This window comes from Wolbachia endosymbiont of Chironomus riparius (assembly GCF_918315375.1).
Genome location: NZ_OU906733.1, coordinates 388,598 through 410,225, shown reverse-complemented (window position 1 = coordinate 410,225; position 21,628 = coordinate 388,598). Strand labels below are relative to the sequence as shown.

Annotated in this window: 16 protein-coding genes; 11 read left to right on the top strand and 5 right to left on the bottom strand. The window is 28.8% G+C overall.

Features of this window, described 5'->3' with window-relative positions:
* The first annotated feature begins 6 nt into the window (after nucleotides 1-6).
* Together NL275_RS01950 and NL275_RS01945 are read left to right on the top strand one after the other, a co-directional pair.
* Entirely contained in the window at nucleotides 7-2,025 is a 2,019-nt protein-coding gene (locus tag NL275_RS01950) for an ATP-dependent DNA helicase RecG (RefSeq protein ID WP_253299843.1), read from the top strand.
* 77 nt (nucleotides 2,026-2,102) lie between these two features.
* Nucleotides 2,103-2,660: a hypothetical protein gene (locus tag NL275_RS01945; protein WP_253299842.1), complete on the top strand. Its 558-nt coding sequence runs from the start codon at nucleotides 2,103-2,105 to the stop codon at nucleotides 2,658-2,660.
* A gap of 26 nt (nucleotides 2,661-2,686) precedes the next feature.
* Here NL275_RS01945 and NL275_RS01940 read toward each other — a convergent pair whose 3' ends face one another.
* Both NL275_RS01940 and NL275_RS01935 read right to left on the bottom strand, forming a co-directional pair.
* Nucleotides 2,687-3,952 (bottom strand): hypothetical protein, encoded by a 1,266-nt coding sequence (locus tag NL275_RS01940; RefSeq protein WP_253299841.1) that lies wholly within the window; start codon nucleotides 3,950-3,952, stop codon nucleotides 2,687-2,689.
* 280 nt (nucleotides 3,953-4,232) lie between these two features.
* On the bottom strand, nucleotides 4,233-5,474 hold the full coding sequence (locus tag NL275_RS01935; protein WP_253299840.1) for a hypothetical protein: 1,242 nt from the start codon (nucleotides 5,472-5,474) through the stop codon (nucleotides 4,233-4,235).
* A gap of 289 nt (nucleotides 5,475-5,763) precedes the next feature.
* On the opposite strand from NL275_RS01935, the gene polA reads away from it, so the two are divergent.
* The 6 genes from polA to NL275_RS01905 all read left to right on the top strand — a co-directional run bounded on the left by polA (nucleotide 5,764) and on the right by NL275_RS01905 (nucleotide 15,362).
* Complete coding sequence (gene polA / locus NL275_RS01930; protein ID WP_253300226.1) at nucleotides 5,764-8,295, top strand: DNA polymerase I; 2,532 nt, start codon at nucleotides 5,764-5,766, stop codon at nucleotides 8,293-8,295.
* Between the two features lie 94 nt (nucleotides 8,296-8,389).
* The gene (locus NL275_RS01925) at nucleotides 8,390-9,262 is read left to right on the top strand and encodes a hypothetical protein (protein ID WP_253299839.1); all 873 of its coding nucleotides are present in this window, start codon (nucleotides 8,390-8,392) and stop codon (nucleotides 9,260-9,262) included.
* A gap of 73 nt (nucleotides 9,263-9,335) precedes the next feature.
* On the top strand, nucleotides 9,336-10,121 hold the full coding sequence (locus NL275_RS01920) for a polysaccharide deacetylase family protein (protein WP_253299838.1): 786 nt from the start codon (nucleotides 9,336-9,338) through the stop codon (nucleotides 10,119-10,121).
* Complete coding sequence (locus NL275_RS01915; protein WP_253299837.1) at nucleotides 10,118-11,671, top strand: penicillin-binding transpeptidase domain-containing protein; 1,554 nt, start codon at nucleotides 10,118-10,120, stop codon at nucleotides 11,669-11,671. The genes NL275_RS01920 and NL275_RS01915 overlap by 4 nt, the downstream gene beginning before the upstream one ends.
* 572 nt (nucleotides 11,672-12,243) lie before the next feature.
* Nucleotides 12,244-14,040, top strand: a complete 1,797-nt coding sequence (locus tag NL275_RS01910; RefSeq protein ID WP_253299836.1) for a hypothetical protein — start codon at nucleotides 12,244-12,246, stop codon at nucleotides 14,038-14,040.
* A 164-nt stretch (nucleotides 14,041-14,204) separates the two neighbouring features.
* Nucleotides 14,205-15,362 (top strand): ribonuclease D, encoded by a 1,158-nt coding sequence (locus NL275_RS01905; protein WP_253299835.1) that lies wholly within the window; start codon nucleotides 14,205-14,207, stop codon nucleotides 15,360-15,362.
* A 71-nt stretch (nucleotides 15,363-15,433) separates the two neighbouring features.
* On the opposite strand, the gene recO is transcribed toward NL275_RS01905, so the two are convergent.
* From recO to NL275_RS01890, 3 genes are all read right to left on the bottom strand, one after another.
* Nucleotides 15,434-16,147, bottom strand: coding sequence for a DNA repair protein RecO (gene recO / locus NL275_RS01900; protein ID WP_253299834.1), 714 nt, complete (start codon nucleotides 16,145-16,147; stop codon nucleotides 15,434-15,436).
* 153 nt (nucleotides 16,148-16,300) lie between these two features.
* Entirely contained in the window at nucleotides 16,301-17,125 is an 825-nt protein-coding gene (locus tag NL275_RS01895) for a hypothetical protein (protein ID WP_253299833.1), read from the bottom strand.
* Between the two features lie 83 nt (nucleotides 17,126-17,208).
* Nucleotides 17,209-18,420, bottom strand: coding sequence for a pyruvate dehydrogenase complex dihydrolipoamide acetyltransferase (locus NL275_RS01890; RefSeq protein ID WP_253299832.1), 1,212 nt, complete (start codon nucleotides 18,418-18,420; stop codon nucleotides 17,209-17,211).
* Between the two features lie 125 nt (nucleotides 18,421-18,545).
* Between NL275_RS01890 and murD the strand changes: the two genes are divergently transcribed.
* The 3 genes from murD to coxB form a co-directional block, all read left to right on the top strand.
* Nucleotides 18,546-19,916 (top strand): UDP-N-acetylmuramoyl-L-alanine--D-glutamate ligase, encoded by a 1,371-nt coding sequence (gene murD / locus NL275_RS01885; RefSeq protein WP_253299831.1) that lies wholly within the window; start codon nucleotides 18,546-18,548, stop codon nucleotides 19,914-19,916.
* Complete coding sequence (locus NL275_RS01880; RefSeq protein WP_253299830.1) at nucleotides 19,903-20,511, top strand: COQ9 family protein; 609 nt, start codon at nucleotides 19,903-19,905, stop codon at nucleotides 20,509-20,511. The genes murD and NL275_RS01880 overlap by 14 nt, the downstream gene beginning before the upstream one ends.
* 465 nt (nucleotides 20,512-20,976) lie before the next feature.
* Nucleotides 20,977-21,628, top strand: a 652-nt coding sequence (gene coxB, locus NL275_RS01875) for a cytochrome c oxidase subunit II (RefSeq protein WP_253299829.1), incomplete at its 3' end; no start/stop codon positions are given.

Sequence of the window (21,628 nt, the reverse complement as noted above, 5' to 3'; positions counted from 1 at the left end):
AAATAAATGCATGACCTATTGTCTTTTCTGACTTCAAATTTAAAAAATATCTCTAAATTTCACGCTAAAACTTTAACTCAGTTGTGTGGTGGAATTAGAATAATAGACTTGTTATTTTATAAACCTATTAGCTATATAGATAGAAGGAAGCCTTTGTCAAAGGCTAAGAGAGGTGAATTTACAACTTTTATTGCAAAAGTTTGCGAGCACCAACCACCTACTATGAAAGGAAGACCATATAAGATATTTGTTAAAAGCGAGAATCAATATGTATCTATTGTTTTTTTTAATTATTCAGCTAAGTATTTATATAAAGTATTTCCTATTCATTCTACATTTATAGTTAGTGGTAAGCTTGAAGAATTTAACGAGCATTTACAAATCACCCATCCTGACTATATTTCACCTAATCTTAATCTATTTAAAGAAATTTCCTGCATAGAACCAATATACCAATTAAGTCGCGGTATTACTAACAAAACTATTAGGAATATAATTAGTTTTTGTCTTAGAGATTTGCCTAATGTTCCAGAGTGGATAGATAATGCACTGATCAAGCAAAAAAGATGGCTTAGTTGGAAAGAAAGTATTATTAAGCTACATAAACCTGAATCATTAACTGAAGTAGAAATATGTAGAAAAAGGCTTGCTTATGATGAATTACTTGCGTATCAGCTTGCATTAAAACTTACAAGAAAAAATAATATTAAAGTCAGAGACCGGAATTTTATAATATCTAATAAATATACAAAACAAATCTTGAGTGAATTATCGTTTGAATTAACGAGTGATCAAGTTAAGGCAATAGAAGAAATTTCGAAAAAGCAAAAATCCAAGTATCGTATGTTAAATTTATTACAAGGCGATGTGGGAAGTGGAAAAACTATAGTTGCGCTTTTTGCTATGCTCAATGCCGTTGAAAATGGTCTACAAGCGGTTCTTATGGCACCAACTACTATTTTAGCGCAACAACATTATGATTGTATTGAATCAACCCTATCCTCTACTGATATAAAGGTTGCGCTTTTAATAGGTAAAACCACACGTAAAGAAAAAAAACTTATCATGAATGAACTTGCAAGTGGTATTTTAAACATAGTAATTGGTACTCATGCGTTGTTTCAGGATAAGATTGTATTTAAAGAACTAGGACTTGCAGTAATAGATGAACAACAGAGATTTGGTGTGATGCAGAGAAATCGTTTAGTAGAAAAAGGTAATAATGTTGATATACTTTTTGTTACTGCCACTCCAATTCCAAGAACGTTACAACAAGCGGTATATGGTGATGTCACAACTTCTATTGTGAAAGAAAAGCCCAAATGTAGATTACCAATAAAGACTGTGGCTATTAGTATACAGAAAGTTCCCAATGTTATTGAGAGATTGAAAGATGCAATGAATAGAGGTGAAAAAGTGTATTGGATTTGTCCTTATATAGAGGAAAATGAGAATCTGAATATTGCATCAGCAGAGGTACGATTTCAAGAATTACAAAAAATATTTGCCGATAAAGTAGGAATAGTGCATGGAAGATTGAGCCAAGATCAAAAAGATCAGGTGGTGTTTTCTTTTAAAAGAGGAGAAATTTCCTTACTTGTTGCAACGACTGTAATAGAAGTTGGTGTAGATATACCAAGTGCGACTATTATGATTATAGAAAATGCAGAGCAATTTGGATTATCACAACTTCATCAATTAAGAGGTAGAGTCGGAAGAGGGAATAAGCCTTCTTTTTGTGTATTATTATACGATGACTCAAATAAAAGTACACATTTAAAATTGAAGGTTATGTGTGAGTCGCAAGATGGATTTTACATTGCTGAAAAAGATATGATGCTGAGAGGCGGAGGAGATATTTTAGGAACAAGACAGTCCGGATATATGGAATTCAAATTCGCTGATTTATATAAAGATAAAGAATTACTTGATCTTGCATACAACAACGCACATAGCAATATTACTATAAATCAATCTTTACTTGATGTGTTCGGACATAAATTAAGCAACTCACAATTCTTATAGATTAGTTTTATGGGCTAAAAAATTCTATACACATTGCGCAAAAATCAGCTATTACATTTTTAATTAAAGAGGTAATTATGAAAGAATTCTTACAACTTACAGGTATTGCAACATGTTTCGGGGCGCTGATAGGATTTGGCCTAAGTTTTACAGCTTTGTCACCTTTGATTATTGGTGGAATTATTGGTTGTGCATTGCCGATGTTTATGCTGCTTGATATTTTAAGAGAGAAGCTTTATAGGAAAGAGAATACTGAGATAAAAGAAGTAGTTGTTGTGTTTAGTATTATAGCTGCTACAGGTTTCGGATTTGGAGCTGGTCTTGGTACAGCTGCAAGTGCCTTATTTCCTGGTATAATGCTTAGAATGGGGTCAGCGGCTTTAATGGGGGCAATAGTATTACCCATTTCATTTTTTATGACTGATTTTTCTGCAGAATATGTAATACTTCCTCTACTTGAGAAAATTAATTCTAATATTATAGAACCTATTGTTGAAAAAATCAAAGAGTGCTTTTCCTTCACGCGAAGAGGGAGATACTGTATAGAGGTTTACTTTAATTATAAAAAGTATAATTTTTCTTCTTTGTGTCAGTACACGGTAGCCTCATTAAAAAAGACGGTGCTTCTGCAGTAGCCTCAACTGCAGATTAAAAATCTTTATCAAATATTATTTCCTAAGGTTGGCGCGTTTAATATGTTTTTTGTAAATAATGAATTCATTCCCGACTGTGGTGGCCTATTCCTTTTTAATTGTTGAATATATTTATCACTTTGTGGATTGAAATCATTCTTACTTTGCTTCAACTCTTTTTTTAGGTCTTTAATGATCGTTTTTAATAAATCTTTATCTTGCTTTCCTATATTTTTGTCTTGTGAAAAAGTTTTTGCTTCGTGTAGTGTATATTTCAATAAGATCCTTTTATCATTATGCATATCCTTAACTGTATATTGCATGTCCGAGCTACTTCCAAAAAGAAGTCTATCTTTAATTTCTCCAAGAGTTCTATAGTGAAATCCTGGATTTTTTGTTGTATCCTTTTCCATGTAACTATATTTACCATTCCAATTATCGGCCTTATTGATTAATTTATCTATAAATTTGCTATTAGTATTCTCTGCGATTTTATCGAGTTCCGTGTCTCTATTTTTTTCAATTCTTAAATCAAACTTAGCTTGCCATTTAGCTTTTGTTACTTCAGAAAATTCTTTTTTTAGCTCTCTTATTTTCTGAGAGCATTCTTTGCGTAATTGTCTCTCCAAAATAGGGAGAACCTTTTTAATTTCTTTTTGTTGATTAAGTTCTTTCTCTACATTAATCTGTTTTTTATGTAAATCTTGCAAATGCTCATTAGTTTCTATTTTGGGGTATCCTTGATAATCTAATTTGTTCATTCGCAGTAGTGCTAATTTTGAAAAGGTCGTCTCACTATTTTCTTTTGCTTTTGAAGAAATCGGATTATTTGTTTGAAAATCTGCAGGTACTGTTGGAGTTTGAATTTTTTTTGATACTCCGCTGTGATTTATCTTTTTCCTGATACCAGCAAATTTTTGCTGCTCTGGATTATAGTTTTCTATTGTTTTAGGTATTGTATTAGTACTGTTATGTGAAATGGACGATATTCCACTATCGTTTGATGTTGATACTCTATCAGACTGATCTACACTATCAGAAATTTGATCTACACTATTAATCGATTTACCTGTAAAAGTTGCGAAGCTATTTTTAGCTTTAATATTTTGATTATTGTTTTGTTTTTGCCCAACTTGTATTGTTAAAAATTTTCCTTCTATTTTAGAGTTATCAGGAACTATAGGGGAAGTTATATCTTTACCAGTTATATGCTGTTGTGTTTTTTGAGAAATTTTACTGTCATCATTAAAATCACGTTTTAAATTTTTTTTCCCCCAATTTGAATTTTTAGACATTTTAATACCTTTAATTAATAATATAATTTAATTTTAGTAAAAAATTATTAATTATATATTGATATTAATACTAGTATTCTAATAAAATTTATTAATTATTTTAAACTAATAAGCTTTAATAAATTCGTTAATCGATGTAATTTGAAAGAAAATTTTTTATATATTGCTACTATTAAACATAGCTGTGAATATAACAATTATAAACTATAACAGTTAAGCATGAACGAGAATTCTCGCTCATGCTTGTAAGGGTTTAACCTTTTCGTGAAGAAAAAAGCTTTTATATCATTGTATTTTCCCTTTGATTCAATTCATAAGTAGATATTTTCTGTAAGCTTGAATGAGGTGGTGTACTTCTAGTTTTCTGCCATTCTTGAATCATATGATCGTTTTGTGGATCAAATGTTGTGAGACTTCTCTTACATTCTTTTTTCAACTCTGTATGCATTTTTTTTAACACACATTTATCTGTCTTTGTTATATCCTTGTTTCTTAAGAATGTTTCTACTTCGTATATTTCATTTTTTAGTAGAATCTTTCTGTCTTGATACATCTGTTTATATGTATATTCTCCGCCTAAATTATTTGTAGAAATTCTGTCTTGAATTCCCCCAAGAGAAATACAAAAATAGCCATTGTTGACATTATTAACTGATTTTTTCATAAATTTGCTATTAATGTCCTTTGCAATTTTACTTAATTCTGTGTCTCTGTTCTCTTCGAATTTTACATCAAGTTCAGTTTGCCATCTATCTTGTGCTAATTCCATCCATTTAGCTTTTACTTTTATTTGGGGAGAGAATTCATCTTGTGTTTTGCGTAATTCTCCTAGATGTTGTTTTAGTAACTCAAGTTTTAAAAATCCTGAGCTATTATTTAAATGAGATAACCCATCTTGTTTTTTATATGATGTGTTATTTAAAATATCTGTAGCACAAAAATCAACCCACTCTTTATCAAAAGAGTAGCAAGAATCATTATCTGAATTTTCAATTGTATCTGTGTCTCTGTTCTCTTCAAATTTCACATCAAGTTTAGATTGCCATTCATTTCGTATGGATTGCTCTTTTTTAGCTTTTTTTCTTGATATTTTAGATACTTCACCCACGATTCGTAGTAATGTTCTTTTAAATCCATTTTCATTGCTTGAATTAGTTAGTCCACCTTGTTTTTCAGGTAATGTGTTATTTGAAATATCTGTAGCACAAAAATCAACCCACTCTTTATCAAAAGAGTAGCAAGAATCATTATCTGAATTTTCAATTGTAAACGTTTTCCCATGAAGAATTAATTTATTAATTAATTCAGCAGTGAATTTATATTCTCTGGAATCTTTATTATAAATTTCCCCATTCATTGTGTGATCCACGATGTTTTTTAGCTTTTGCTTTACAAGTTGTGAAACAAGATCATTATCAGTCACTTGCGTGTATAAATACCTTACTCCTTGTTTATATAAAAACCCGCATAATTTAAAATTGGATAAAAGTTCTGATAAATAATATTTAATATTGTTAGACATAAAAAACCTCGACTATTAACATAACTTAATTAATAAAATATAATTACCAGTATGTCAATTATTAATTGTAATTTATTGTATTATTTCTATCTGGAATAGAAATAAAGAAGAAAAAAATATGTTGCAATTTTTATGTTGTAATTTTGATGAATCATTATGATGGTACGTGAAAAGTATTCTCAATTTATTATTATACTTTAAGTACACTGTAGTATATTAAGTAACAAGAATAACAACTTGATTTTTGCGTTTAAATACTGGAGTATCAGGTTATGCAAGAGAATCTATAATGAAAGAAAAAACTTTCACAATCATAGATGGTTATGGCTTTCTTTTCAGAGCTTATTACGTATTACCTCATTTGGTAACCACAACTGGTGTACCAATAGGAGGGGTATACGGGTTTCTTAATATGATAATGAGATATATTTCACACTCAGATTATCTAGTGGTAGCATTTGATGCTGGTAAAAAAAACTTTAGACATGATTTATATTCAGCATATAAAGCAAACAGAATATCTACTCCTGAAGATTTAGTACCACAGTTTACTATGTTGAGAGAAGCGGTGGAAGCTTTTGGATTAAGCTATGAAGAAATAGAAGGTTATGAAGCAGATGACATAATTACTACATTAGCTGTAAAATACGGTAATTATAAAGATTTTAAAGTTGTTGTGGTGTCTTCAGACAAAGATTTATTTCAACTTTTAAAACACAATATATTAATATTTGACCCTATTAAAAATACATATATAGATGAAAGAAAGGTACTGGAAAAGTTTGGTGTAAACTCAAACAAACTACTTGACCTGTTTTCGTTAACTGGAGATGCATCTGATAACATTCCAGGAGTACCAGGAATAGGACCAAAAACTGCAGTCAAATTGCTTGATGAGTTTGGATCATTGGATGATATTTTGAAAAATATCAGTGAGGTAAAGCAAACTAGAGTACGTAATCTACTTGTTGAGCATAAAGAAAAAGCTTTGATTTCAAGAAATCTTGTGTCATTGCATGAGAATGTAAAACTTAAGCATGACATCGAGGAATATAAAATTCATTCTCCTGTTATGGAGAAGTTATTGTTTTTTCTCAAAAAATATGAGTTTCATTCCTTGATAGGAAAAGTAGAAAAGCTTTTTTGCTACAAAGACTCCCACAAAGAAGAAGTGGTGGAATATAGTAGTAAAGGGTTAGAGAAATTTTTAGAGCATTGTAGATATGAAGGTAAAATTGCCATTTATTGTCACTTTGAAAATAAAGAATTGAATAAAATTTCTCTATCTTATAGTGAAAATAGTATTTTTTATATAGAAGAAGGCAACATAAAAGATGCATTGATTATAATTAATACACTTCTGTTTTCGAATGGAATTCTCAAAATAGTACACAACTTAAAAGAAATAAGAGAAACTATACCTACAATAGAACAAGCTCTCACTTCAATAGATGATTTAATGTTAATGTCATATAGTTTAGACACAGGAAAGCATGACCATAGTATTGCCAACATCTTTGCACACAACTTAAGTGAAGATTTGGAAACTTTTTCAGCGCAAACTTTACTTGCTATTCATAAAAGACTGAAGCAAAGATTATTTGAGGAAAAATTATTTACAATTTACGAACGCTTTGATAAGCAGCTAGTCAAAGTTCAATTGGATATAGAGAGAAACGGAATATTAATAGATAGGAAAATATTACGTAATTTATCTGATGAATTTCAGCAAGTAATCAGTGTACTCGAGAATAAGATATATAATTTAGCAGGAGAAAGATTTAATGTTGCTTCACCGCAACAATTGAGTGATATTTTGTTTAACAAGATGGGATTAAACAAAAAGAAAAAATTAAAATCAGGTACATATAGTACAAATTTTGAAGTATTAGAGAAGCTCGAATCTGAGGGAATAGAAATTGCAAGTAAAATATTAAGTTGGCGACATTTAAGTAAACTAAAGAATACTTATACTGATTCATTAATAAAGCAAAGTGACCAAAATGGAAGAATACATACGAATTTCTCAATTACAGTAACTGCAACTGGCAGGTTAAGTTCTAGTAATCCTAATTTACAAAATATTCCAATAAAAAGTAAAGAGGGAAGTCTAATTAGGAAAGCATTTATTGCACCAAAAGGATATAAAATAATTTCTGCAGATTATTCGCAAATAGAGCTTAGATTACTAGCGCATGTTGCTAATGTTACAGCATTTAAAAAGGCATTTTCAAATGATCAAGATATTCATGATATCACAGCACGGCAAGTTTTTGGTATATTAGATAATGTTGTTGTAAATGAGCAATTACGCAGAAAGGCGAAATCAATTAACTTTGGCATTATATATGGAATTAGTCCATTTGGATTAGCAAAACAACTAGGTATTACAATTCAGGAAGCTTCAGAATATATAAGTTATTACTTTTCGTGTTATCCAGAAATAAAGAATTACATGGAAGATATAGTTGTAAATGCAAGATTAAAAGGTTATGTAGAGACTTTATTTGGTAGAAGGTGTTTCGTAAGAGATATAGATAATAAAATTTCTTATGTAAGGCAATTTGCAGAAAGAGCCGCAATAAATGCACCACTGCAAGGGACTGCAGCAGATATAATAAAACGTGCAATGATTCAACTTTTTGATCAATTGAAATCAGGCAAAATTATATTGCAAGTTCATGATGAATTATTAGTAGAAGTTGAGGAAAAAAAAGTAGAAGAAACGTCAGAATTGATAAAAAACGTGATGGAAAATGCGGTAAAACTTTCTATACCACTTGAAGTAGAGATAAAGGTAGGTGATAATTGGGGGATTTAGAATTTATTAATAGAGCTGCATGTTTCAATATATTATTTGAATTAGCATAAAAAGTATGTTAAAATTTAAACATAATAAACTCAAATAGGTACTTATGACATCTCCAAGTATAATAGCTGCAAAAAATGTCAAGCCAGATATTCAGGTAGTTGAAAAAGATGAAAAAAAAATGCTTAAGAAAGAACATGAGAAAGTCTGGAATGCTTTTTTGAATGTGTTGAAAGAAAGAAAACAAAATTCCGAAGAAATAGAACTTTTTACTTTCATACTAGATCATAAAGAAGATATATTTGATATTATCAACCAAAAAAATACAAATCAGCTGAGCGAGGAAAATTTTTGTAAGTTTTTACTTTATGTATTAAAAGAAACAAGAAAACAAGGTTTGACTAATGAAAAGAATCCCGATGATGGTAAAATACAAAAAATAGTAACTACGTGCACTGAAGATGCACGCCAGGCAGAAGCTTGGGATTGCTTTACTAATTATATCAAAAGTAAAATTCCCGGAAGAGATTTGTTAGAAAAAATTCCATATCTTAATCTTGAAAGATTTTTACATGTGCAAGAAGACAAAAATGAAGCAAAGACTGATACACAAATTGTAACCGATACAATCTGTAAAGTTTTGTTTCCTATAGCTCTTTTTATTATTACGGCATTAGCTTTTAACATGAATCCATTGATGATAATTTTTGGTGTTATTAGTATAGTATTTGCTACATGTAAAGCAATATCAAGCCTCTTTTCAAATGATAAAGAAGGTACTATATATAACCCTTATTCACGAGAAGTTGAGCCAAAAGATTGGAATAAAAAAATTGATGAAGGAATCGATAATATTCTGAATTCTAAGGATGACAAAACAAGAGGAAATTCTCATGAGCAAATTAAAAGTATACCAAGTAGTAATTCCAATTCTGCATCAGTTGAACCAAATCTACAACAAAATCAAATACCCTCCTAATATAGATAGATTTGAATTTTATAAACTAGGATATTTAGTGTAATATAAAATAAAGTCTAAAATAAATATCGAAATGTTCATTAGAACAGTAGTTTTTTTCTTATTACATTCAAGTATAGCTTTTTGTGGTAATTGTAACTTCAATTTACCATATTCAGGTCTCGATTGTAATATAGACCTTTCGCATAAAAGTTTAAACAATATAAAAACATTTCTGAATAAGAAGGACAAATTTGTTGCATTAACATTCGATGATGGGCCATCTTACAATGTAACCAACTCTATTATTTCAGTATTAGAAGATTATAAATCCAAAGCAACGTTTTTTCTATTAGGCGAGCGTATAAATAAAAAAACGTATAAAATAGTAGAAAAAATTCACAAAGCGGGACATGAAATAGGAAATCACTCTTGGTCACACAGAAAGCTTACGTTATTGAACAATGAAAAGCAATTTCAAGAGTTAGAAAAGACAAATATAGCAATTAAAAGAGTAATAAACAAAGAGTTAAAATGGTTTCGTCCACCATATGGGTGTCATGATAATAGTGTAATTAAAAATGCCAATAAACTGAATATGGATTCAATATTATGGACAATTGATTCGCTAGATTGGCAAGGTGATAAGCCAGAGGTTTTGATAGAGAGAGTTACAAGTAGTTTACATAATGGAGCAATAATACTTTTTCATGACCATGGTAATAAATCAAATACAGTACAAGCTTTACCTCAAATTATTACAATATTAAAAAAATCAGGCTATAAGTTTGTTACTTTGAGTGAATGGGAAAAAAAGGTTTGTAATGCGCTAAAAGAAAGCACATTAAAAAATTATTTTAAAAGTATTTTATACGGATGAAAAATAAGGTCTTTAACCGCAGAGCATTTATATTGGGTGGTGTTCAATTTACTATTTCTGCAATTTTTAGTTATAGATTGTACACTTTACAAGTAAGAGACGAACAAAAATATAAAATACTATCTGATAATAATAAGATAAAAGTTACTACAATTATTCCTCAGCGAGGGAAAATTTTAGATAGGAATAGTATTGAAATTGCAGTAAATAAAATTTCATATGTTGTTGTATTTGATAAAAAAAAATCTTCTAGAGAAAAGTCTAATTGGAAAGAGATCTATTCTGATAAAGAAAAATCTTCTCCTGAAGAGAAAACAGTTGCATTTTTTAAACGTTACTACCCATTTGGTTCAATATGCTCACACATATTAGGATACACAAAAAGAGAACAAGGGGGAATCAGTGGAATTGAATATATATATGATGATACATTAAGGGGTATATCAGGAAAAATTGAACAAGAAGTAAGCTCTAAAAAACATGTAGTGAAAGAGCTATCTAGTATACCACCACAAAATGGAAAGGACGTAAAGTTAACAATTGATATTAATTTACAAAAAAAAGTTGCAGAAATATTTCATAAAAATAAAGGTTCAGTAATAATACTTAATGTAAGAAGTGGAGAAGTTTTAGCATTATATAATTCACCTGCTTACGATAATAATCTTTTTACTAGCGGGTTATCAAATGAAGCTTGGGAGAGTTTAAATACTCCTTTGTTACCATTGGTAAATCGTGCTTTATCCTATCAAATTCCGCTTGGTTCTATTTTTAAAGTAATAGTTGCTCTTACAGCTTTGCAAGATGGTATAATAACACCACAGAAAAAATTCTTATGTACAGGTCATATGATGATAGGTAACCGGAAATTTCATTGCTGGAAGAGGGATGGTCATGGGTATATATCTTTAAATGAAGCAATAGCTTCTTCATGTAATACGTACTTTTATAATATAGGTAAAGAGATAAATATAGATTCTCTGGTAGAAATGGCGAGTAAATTTGGTATTGGAAATGGACCATTGCTCAAAACATTCAAAGAGGAAACTCCAGGATTATTACCAAAAAAAGATTGGCGCAAGCAAAAACAATGGCAATTAGGTGACACTATTAACTTAGTTATAGGTCAGGGTTATATACTAACAACGCCAATGCAACTTTCAGTACTTGCAGCAAGGCTTGCAACAGGTAAAGAGATACTTCCTTGTATTGAGATAAAGAAAGTAATGCAAGATTTTTCTGATATTGATGTAGACTGTGAACACCTTGCTATAGTGCAAAAGGCTATGTTCGATACAGTGAATTCCAAAATTGGTACTGCATATACTAGAGACTTGCCTAAAGGTGTACAAATTGCTGGTAAAACTGGCACACCAGAAATAAATTCTCAAGGTCAAAGTCACAAGTTATTTATTGCTTATAGCTCTTCATCCTATGCAATTTCTGTATTTATAGAGCACGGTACAACACCACGCCAGGATTTTTCTGTAGCTTACAAAATATTCAACTATATGGTTAAAGTAAAATATTTTAAAAATAAATTTCTCTGATTTCAGAGTAATATTACAAAAACATTTTGAAAGATTAAAAAAGAAGAATAAATCAACTCTTTTTATCGAATTCTTAAATATTCTTTTATATATAGGCCTACTGAGCAAGGGGTGAGAAGAAGGCATTGGTGCAGTAAAAAAGGTATAAAACAATAGATCTGCTGCGAATAAGGAAGGAAGCGTTTAGAGTTTAGAATTTGGGGTACGGAGTTAGGAAAAAGCATTAAGAAGTAACCCATGAGCTAAATTGATAATTCCGGCAACAATATTGAATCTCATGTTATATTTTCTCTGAAAATTGCGATAAACATGTGACAGTATCTTAAATATTTTTATCTCCCTGATATTTTAACAACAACTTTTGTTTGAGATGGAGATTTATTCTTTAGTAAAGGTTCAATTTTAAATTTTTCTAACACAATTATTTGAATCTATGAATGAACATTATACGGAATAATATAGAATTTAAAAAGTTCTAATAAAACTCATTTCATGAGTATTAATTTTTTAATAATTGATTTTTTTTATTATTATATATATAATTGACATATACGTATAAAACATTAATTGTGATGGAAGTGAGTAACGACACATTAATTACAGATTTTATATATTGTCAAAAAAAATATAACCAGCAAAGAAAACTCTCTAAGACAGAAGAAAAATTAAAAAAGATAAAAGCAGATTTTTCTTCTGAACATTCAGAAATTAGCCTAGAGAAAACCGAAAAAGTGAATTATAGGAACCTGTGTGCCCATGGTACTAAGGGATGGGCATTATTTTCAGCTTTTGCATTTACAGGTGGGCAGTTACTACCTGGAAATGAAATTAAACTGAATGGACTATTTGCTAGCTCAGGTGAAGCAAGAGGTAATGGTCAAAAAGGTAGTAATTTCGTATCCACATTACAATTAACTGATTTTTCTGCAAATTTAAGTCTTACACAAAAATACTCAATAGGATATAAAGCACTTAATTATGAAAATTTTACAAAACGATCTTTAACGGAATATAATAACGTAGATAAATCTTTAGCAGTAACAGAAGCAGTAACAGAGTTAAAAAAAATTCTTAAAAATCCTGAGATGAAAAAATTGTATCAAGAGCTATCATCTATACCAGTAATAGTGATAGGAGATGGTATAGGCAAGTATGACACTTTTTATAAAGATATTAAATCTCAAGAATTACTTGATACAATTAAAAAAGAAGGAATATTATCAAATTCTTTTTCACTTGAGGTGATACCCAAAATTGCATCATATGAAATAACTTTATCAGGAGCAGGTAATGAACCTGGAGAAGTATTATATAAGCGACTCAATGTTAGAGCCATAATTGTCGATAAAAAAAATCAAAATTTCATTGAAAAATTAATTCTATTAGCTAATCCTCAATTAGCAAAAACTGTAACCTTCCTTACAACTGAGGAAGCAAGAGACTTTGAAAAAGGTAGAGAATTTAATGAAGGTAAATATGCAAGAACTTTTGTCATTGACTTTGCAGATTATTTCAAAAATAAACTAACATTTCAAATTGCCTCTAAGATGATGAAAAAGGTAAAAATTCAAGAAGATTTTTCTTATAATCATACTATTTGTAATGAGACCTCCGAAGTATATTTTCCAAGATTTACGGCTTATCACAATGAAAATTCAGATAATATTTATTACTCAAAACGAGAAAAAAAGACACTAAATTGCAAAGATTCTTATGCTTTTTTAAGTAGTTACTCAAAATGCCGAAATAATCTTTTTTTTATCATAGGGTATAGTAATTTAATTGACTCAGAAGATACAGAAAAACTTGATAATCTTTATAAAGATTGTGATCATAATATGAGAACAACAAATAGCTCAGAATTAGAAACTGCTGAAGAAGTAAATATAAGAGAAGATAATGAGAAGCGCATTGAAAAAATAAAAAATGATGAATATAAAGAAAAAATACGTAAGGATAAATTTTACGCATCACCTCATTATATGATGCTCAAAGAAAAACAAAATGATATTATGATTTTTGGCAATGAGAAGCGTATTGAAAAAATAAAAAATGATGAATATAAAGAAAAAATACGTAAAGATAAATTTTACGCATCACCTCATTATATGATGCTCAAAGAAAAACAAAATGATATTATGATTTTTGGCACAGCAACAGGTGCAATTATGTTGGCATCAGTTGGTTTATACTTAGCATATTATATAGGAGCTGCTTCTTTAACTTCTGCTATTTTAGGTATAGGAGTATTTGTTGTATTTGCTGTAGTCGGTGCTTCACTCGGAGCTGGAGTGAGTCGTGATATAAATAATTGTCTTGAAGAAACTGTCACTGAGCAATACCTTGAAAATGATGATAAAACACGATAGTAAAACACAATGTGTGTAATAAATTAAATTTAATATTTTTTTAATAATTGTGGTTTCTTTGTACTAAAATTAGTGCTATTTTTCTATATTAAAATATTTTAAAATATAAATTGATTTATTGGATTTATACTTTAAACATATCAAACAATATAAGCGAAAAATATATGTTCATTAGCACAACATCAGAGCTTGAAGATATTTGTGATGAATTACTTGTAAAAAAACCAAAATTTATAGCAGTTGATACAGAGTTTATCAGAAATAATATAGCCTACTATCCAAAATTATCACTAATTCAAATTTCTTTCGGAGAAAAACATTTTATTGTAGATGCATTAGCACCAGAAATTGATTTATCATCTATTGAGAAGTTAATGATTAATAAAGAAATAATAAAAGTATTTCATAGCTGCAAACAGGATATTGAGTCTTTATTAACTAAATTTAAAAATGTCCCTTTCCCTATTTTTGATACTCAAATTGCTTCTATGTTCTGTAATTATTATTATGATTTTATTGGTTATTCAAAATTGGTAGAGCAATACATAGGAATAACATTAGACAAAATAAAAGCTAAAAATTCAGATTGGTTGAAACGCCCATTATCAAAAGAACAATTAGATTATGCTATAAATGATGTAATTCATCTATATGATTTATATCAAATATTACGTGAAAAGCTTGAGGAGAAGAATAGAATGAACTGGTTTACGGAAGAGATGCATTTAATAGGCAATATAGATAGATACACACACAATCCACAAGATGCATGGAAAAAGATGCTCTTTTATTATGAAGAAAATCCCGTAGCTATTAAAGTAATTAGTGAATGGCGAGAGACTCTTGCACAGCGTTATAACGTAAATCGCAATAAGATAATAAATCATGCCCTTATAGATGATTTAATAAAAAAAAAACTGGATCGTGTTGATGAAATTCTCGATTACTTAAAGGAAAATATAAAAAATTTAAAAGATGAAGATTTATTAGAATTTATAGAAATCTTCAATAAGAATGAAAAAATCTATTCACAAGATAATAGTATTTCATTAAAGAATTATGATAAATCCATATTCAGTATGTTATCAATAATTTTAGATAGTAAATGTAAAAAAAGTGACATATCACAAAAGTTGATTGCATCAAAAGAAGAATTAATGAAGTCAATTTCTGGACAAACAAATAACTTATTTAAAGGTTGGAGATACAATTTTTTTGGTAAATCTGTTGAGTTATTTATGAATTCTGGCTTGAAATTTGAAATCTCAGCAGTAAAATCCATGAATGGTATTACTGGCATTCAAAGTAGAGAGTTCACATAATCCGAAACAGATTTTCATCAAAAAATGGAGTTCTAAAATAGGGAAATGTAATACAAATTATTATCAAAAATCTAAAATGAAAACATAAGTTTTCTAGATTCAGGAAATTTTTTATTAAGCTGTAAAAACAGGTATTTATTTAAGAAATATCCTACAACCTCTAGTCCATTCTGAAATTCCTGAATTGAGTAATTATCTTTCACATTATGATTATATACATCGTAAAGCATTCTTGGAAAAGGTAAGAGTTTTTGCACATAAATACCTCCTATTTTTCTTGATACAGCTCTACCAGTTTTTGGAGAAATAAATTGTAAGTCTTCCGTAGAACCTGTAACTGCACACTTAGATAAATCTAACTGAAATCCTAGTTGTGTAAGGAGTGAAAGCTCTAAGTTCAGGTAATGACTATACCAAAATTTACTATTATCTTTTATCAAATCGATGAAACATTGAAAATTATTGTAAAGCACTGTAAATGGCTCACCCTCAGGAAGTACTTTTTCCAAGATTGAAGAAAAAGAAACAACAGCAACATTTTTCATTCTATCATGATAAAAATAATGAAATGGAGACTCAATCAATTCACATTTAAAGAACCCTAGATTTTCCAGTAATTTAGCGCTCCATTCTACGTGCAATAAGTTACTTATTTGAAGTTTACCATTTCTTGCCCTAACTAATCCTTTCCATTTTCCATGATTTTTTGTAAAGAGAGAAAGAATTAAGTTTTTATCACCATATTCTTTTGTTGCTATAACAATACCTTCATCTCTCCATTTCATTTTAGATGAATAATAAAACAATACTTAAAAATGATAAACTGCTATTATCCTTTTGCCAATTAAAATGCTAATAAAATTAAAATCACAAAGAAAATGAAAGTATATTAATAAGCAGGATTAACCCTAATTATTAATAAAAAATAATCCTTATCATCACTTTCCTTGAAATTTATTGATTAATTCACTAACACTAACATTTGATAGCTCTGTGTTTGAATATTTACTAGGTGCTTTAAATGATTTTTCTTTTTCAAATTGATTCATCAATTTTTTTACACTTATTCCATATGTGTTGACAGAAGCCTTGTTAGAAAAGGAAAATGTAGATTGTTTGTTACTCATCTTATCAAACAATTCAATCTTATCTTTTATAGGTGATTTTTTTTCCTTTGCTGGGATTACATTCGAAGGTTGTTCAAATTTTTTAATAAGCCTTTGCATTGTAGGACTAAATACCCTAGTGTCATTGCTCAAAGTACTTTTTTTACTTATTGATTCACAGTTATCACTGCTAACTGAAGATATACCACTATCGCATGAATTACGACGATGCCTTTCTATATTCTTGATCTCTTCAATGTTTTTTACAGTTGATATACCAAGTTTCCCGGTATCTGAAAGCCAATTTAGAACTTTTATGTTATCAACTTGTAAAAATGTATCTTCTTTCTTTTGATTTACTATAATCTGTTCATCATTAAATGATTTTTCTTGCTTTGTGAATATTTCTTTACCATTTGCTTTTACTTCTGATGATTTAAAAAGTATATCAGGAGTTGTTTTAGATAGTATTTCTTGTGATAATTTAGTTTCTGGTGATCTCTTAGGAACAGGAGGAGCAACTTTATAATTTACACTACTATTTAAATATTTTTGCTTCGTTTGTTCCAATATTTTAAATTTTTGCAGCTTTAAAGCAAAGTCATTAGATTTGTATCTTGCTACTTGTGCTTGATCTTTTTCACTTATATAAGTCATTTTTACCCTCTAGCCTATTCACTGCTACTATAATAACCTATAAAATATTAATTTTGTTATAAGACTAAATGAATCACTAAATTCTAGACAAGAATCGAGTATGGATTTTCTATATAATATTTAAAAGCATTCAAAAATTTTGCTCCTAGCGCTCCATCAACAGTTCTATGATCAACTGAAAGTGTAACTGTCATTATTTCTTCTATTTTTATTGTTTCATTAACAACAATTGGACGTTTTTCAGATGCACCAACAGCCATTATACAAGATTGAGGTGGATTTATTATAGCACTAAAAGTCCTTATACCAAACATACCTAAGTTAGATATAGTGAATCCACCTCCCTGAAATTCTTCAGGTTTTAATTTTCCAGATCTTGCCCTACTCACCAAATCCTTTACTTCATTTGAAATAGATAAAATACTTTTTTCATCTGCATTTTTGACTATGGGAGTGATTAATCCCTCGGTCAACGCTACAGCTACAGAAATATCTATATTTGAGTATTTGAGTATTGTTTCATTCACCCACGAGGAATTTATATCAGGAAATTTTTTCATACTCAGAGCGCAAGCTTTAATAACCAGATCATTAATTGTCACTTTGTTATTTTCACTTGCAGAATTAATTTCGTTTTTTAATGATACTAATTTATCAACTTTACAATCTATTGTTAGATAAAAGTGTGGAATATTTTGTTTAGATTCAACTAAACGCTGAGCTATTACTCGACGTATGTTACTAACCTCAGATATAACATCCTTCACATTAGTTCTTTTAGATTCTGCAAATTCCAAATCATTATTCAAACATTCTAATACATCAGCCTTAATTATACGCCCATATGGACCTGTACCTTTTAACTGCCTTATATCTACTCCTTTATCTTGTGCTATTCCCCTAGCTATTGGACTTACTTTGATTCTATCTTTACTTTTACACAAAGTTGTATTAGATCCTTGACTATTTATTGGCTCTTTTATTTCACTCTTAACTTCATCTTTAACGGAAGATAAAACAAAATTATCAATAGTATTTTCATCTTCTCCTTCTTCTAACATCAAAGCTATAATTTGATTAACAGGAATACCACTAGTCCCTTCTGGGATTAGAATTTTTGTCATAGTTCCTTCATCCACAGATTCTAATTCCATTATAGCTTTATCAGTCTCTATTTCAGCAATTACATCTCCTACTTCTATCTTATCGTTTTCTCGTTTACACCATTTTACTATTTTTCCCCCAGTTTTACTCATTGTTGGAGAAAGAGCAGGCATTAATATTTCTATAGGCATCTATTTTATACTTAAAAATCTACTTAATTTTTAGATTACTCTTTACATTATGTCAATCTAATGGTTATTGAATTTAAAATAACTTAATTCATTATTTTTAAAAGTTTAAGTGAATAAACGTGTATATGATAAACCAAAAAAAATATCACAATAAAAACATTGTAGTTTTTGGTCTAGGTAAGACGGGGTTTTCTGTTATTAATTTTTTAATAAATAATAAAGCAAATGTATATGCATGGGATGATGACGAGGAACAAGTTTTAAAAGCAAGTAAACTATATACAAAATGTAATTTTATTCATCCTAAGGAATATGATTGGAATAAAATAAATTTGTTAATTGCAAGCCCCGGTTTAAATCTCAAAGAGCATTGGATAGCAAAGCTTGCTAAATGCAAAATAAAATCTGATATCGAATTATTTTTTGATACTTTAACGCCAAAACAAAAGGTAGTAGGTGTTACAGGAACAAATGGTAAATCTACAACAACATCGTTGATAGGCCATATATTAAAATGTGCAGGAAAAAAAGTAGAAATTGGTGGCAATTTAGGAAATCCAGTTTTAAATTTAAGTATAAATGAAGAAATATACATTATTGAACTCTCTTCTTTTCAGCTAGAACTAATTCATAAAATCAATCTGGATGTTGGGGTACTATTGAATATTACACCAGATCATATAGATAGACATAGAAGCATGGAGAATTATATAAAAATAAAATCAAAATTGGTACAAGGAAGTAGAACTGCAGTAGTAAGTTATGATAGTAAGATCACCTCTAAAATATACGATAACTTTTCTGGAAATAAAGTTCCAATATCAAGAAAAATTTTAGTAAAAAATGGAATATCATATATTTGCAATGATTTATTTGATCATGGAAAACACGTGCATATAAACAATGCTACAATCAATTTGATCTCTAATGCAGAAAATATAGCTGCTGCATATGCTGTGTGTAAGTTACTTAAAATAAACAAAGAAACTATTGTTAATGGAATTAAATCTTTTTCAGGATTAAAGCACCGAAATGAATTATTAGGAAAAATAAAAAATGTATTATTTGTCAATGATAGTAAAGCTACTAACGCTCAAGCAACTCAGAAAGCTCTTTTATCTTATAATAACATATATTGGATTGTTGGTGGAAAAAGCAAAATAGAAGGTATAAAACCACTAATTAAGTTTTTTTCAAGAGTAAAAAAAGCATTCCTAATAGGAGAGTCTGCAGAATCTTTTGAAAGTATTGTAAAAGATAAAATAGATTTTGAAAAGTGTAACAACCTAAAACAAGCTTTCAGATTAGCTTATAACGAAGCTTTTAATTGCGAGGAATCAATAACTATATTACTTTCTCCTGCATGTGCTTCTTTTGACCAGTGGAAAAATTTTGAAGAACGTGGTGAAGCTTTCCGTAAAATGTTTAAAAATTTAAATAATCAGATTAGAATAGCATATAAAGCTTATATGGAATGTAAGAATGAAGGACGATAAAATAAATTTAATAATAGATAGTTTAATAAGAGTTATACCTTTTGAAGGAGTAAGTGATAAAACATTGTTGAAAGTATGTAAAGATCTTAATTTAGCTAATAGTTTTTGTAAATTTCAAAATGGAATATACAGTGCTTTAGAGTATATAGCAGAAGATTTTAATAATTTAATGAAAATAGAATTGCAAAGTTGTAACTTAGAAGATTATAAAATACGTGAAAGAATAAAATTAGCAATTAAAATAAATCTTAAAAATTATGCAAAGTTACCTAATTATAGAGAATTTTTAAAGAATATTTTATCATTTTCTATATTTCCAAGAAATATATATTTCTCGAGTAAAATTTTGTATAGAACTATAAATACCATTTGGTATGGTATTTATGATGAATCAACAGATATCAATTATTATACAAAAAGACTAATACTGTCTGGCTTATATTCAAGTACAGTATTATTTTTTATCAATGATTACTCAGATAATTTTACAAATACTTTATCATTTCTTGATAGACGTATAGAAAATATAATAAAATTTCAAAAATTTAAATCTTATTTTAAAGAAATTATTTTTAATATACACAATAGACTATAGACTTATAACCTTGTCATAAAAATTTAACTTTTACAAAAGATATAATTATGTTACAAATAGAAAGTTATGATTAAAAATTACTTAATAAATACCAATACATAATTGATTTAACAGATTTATAAATTGACTATATTTGTAGATTGTTGAGAAGGGTTTTTTATGAAGTTTTATAGTGTCTGCTACTGTTTTGGTGTGAGGCTAGAGGGTTATTTCAGTAGCAGACACTATAAAACTTATTATACAACTTTTTTAAAGTAAATACTTATTGATAAGCATTATACGTATTATTACTATTAATTCAAAATACTCAATATTTTTATCTAACGTTTATCTTGGTATCATTATATCTATTTAGTACTAAGAAATCATTAAATATAATTAATCTTGTTTATATAATAAGTTTCTATTATATTAGAGTATTTAATTTTGGAGAATAAGTAAGTGAAGTTACTTGTAATATTGATAATGTTTTTTTTCAACCCATCAATAGCCTCTTCTCCATCCCCTTGGCAATTTGGCTTTCAGTCACCAGCAACTGAATTAATGGAAGCTGCAACTAAATCACACTCTTTCGTTATGCTTATAATGTCAGTAATTCTCTTATTTGTATTTTTACTGCTTGCTTATGTTATATTTCGTTTTCGTGAAAACAAAGTATCAAATATTAGTAAAATTACTCATAGCACAATTTTAGAAATTACCTGGACTATAATTCCAACTATAATTATAGCTATACTTATTTTTGAAAACATTAATTTAATAAAAATGCAGCAAGACATTCCAAAAACTGACCTAACATTAAAGATTGTTGGTAATCAATGGTACTGGAATTACAAATATCCAGAATATAAAGATTTATCATTTGATAGCTACATTAAGAGTGATAGCGATCTTAATATTAACGATTTAAGATTATTATCCGTAGATAATAATGTTGTTTTACCAATAAATACCAACATTCGATTACAGGTGACGGCAGCAGACGTAATACATAGTTGGGGAATTCCTGCTTTTGGTATAAAAATTGATGCAATACCTGGAAGGTTGAATGAAGCGTGGTTTAATATAAAAAAAACAGGTGTATATTATGGACAATGTTACGAACTATGTGGCCAAG

Bases quoted from the DNA above. Each gene is read 5' to 3' on its own strand.
- NL275_RS01910 (WP_253299836.1), top strand. From the start codon at position 12,244: ATGGAAGTGAGTAACGACACATTAATTACAGATTTTATATATTGTCAA.
- NL275_RS01880 (WP_253299830.1), top strand. From the start codon at position 19,903: ATGAAGGACGATAAAATAAATTTAATAATAGATAGTTTAATAAGAGTT.
- NL275_RS01950 (WP_253299843.1), top strand. From the start codon at position 7: ATGCATGACCTATTGTCTTTTCTGACTTCAAATTTAAAAAATATCTCT.
- NL275_RS01935 (WP_253299840.1), bottom strand. From the start codon at position 5,474: ATGTCTAACAATATTAAATATTATTTATCAGAACTTTTATCCAATTTT.
- NL275_RS01895 (WP_253299833.1), bottom strand. From the start codon at position 17,125: ATGACTTATATAAGTGAAAAAGATCAAGCACAAGTAGCAAGATACAAA.
- NL275_RS01940 (WP_253299841.1), bottom strand. From the start codon at position 3,952: ATGTCTAAAAATTCAAATTGGGGGAAAAAAAATTTAAAACGTGATTTT.
- NL275_RS01920 (WP_253299838.1), top strand. From the start codon at position 9,336: ATGTTCATTAGAACAGTAGTTTTTTTCTTATTACATTCAAGTATAGCT.
- polA (WP_253300226.1), top strand. From the start codon at position 5,764: ATGAAAGAAAAAACTTTCACAATCATAGATGGTTATGGCTTTCTTTTC.
- NL275_RS01915 (WP_253299837.1), top strand. From the start codon at position 10,118: ATGAAAAATAAGGTCTTTAACCGCAGAGCATTTATATTGGGTGGTGTT.
- recO (WP_253299834.1), bottom strand. From the start codon at position 16,147: ATGAAATGGAGAGATGAAGGTATTGTTATAGCAACAAAAGAATATGGT.
- murD (WP_253299831.1), top strand. From the start codon at position 18,546: ATGATAAACCAAAAAAAATATCACAATAAAAACATTGTAGTTTTTGGT.
- NL275_RS01925 (WP_253299839.1), top strand. From the start codon at position 8,390: ATGACATCTCCAAGTATAATAGCTGCAAAAAATGTCAAGCCAGATATT.
- NL275_RS01905 (WP_253299835.1), top strand. From the start codon at position 14,205: ATGTTCATTAGCACAACATCAGAGCTTGAAGATATTTGTGATGAATTA.
- NL275_RS01890 (WP_253299832.1), bottom strand. From the start codon at position 18,420: ATGCCTATAGAAATATTAATGCCTGCTCTTTCTCCAACAATGAGTAAA.
- NL275_RS01945 (WP_253299842.1), top strand. From the start codon at position 2,103: ATGAAAGAATTCTTACAACTTACAGGTATTGCAACATGTTTCGGGGCG.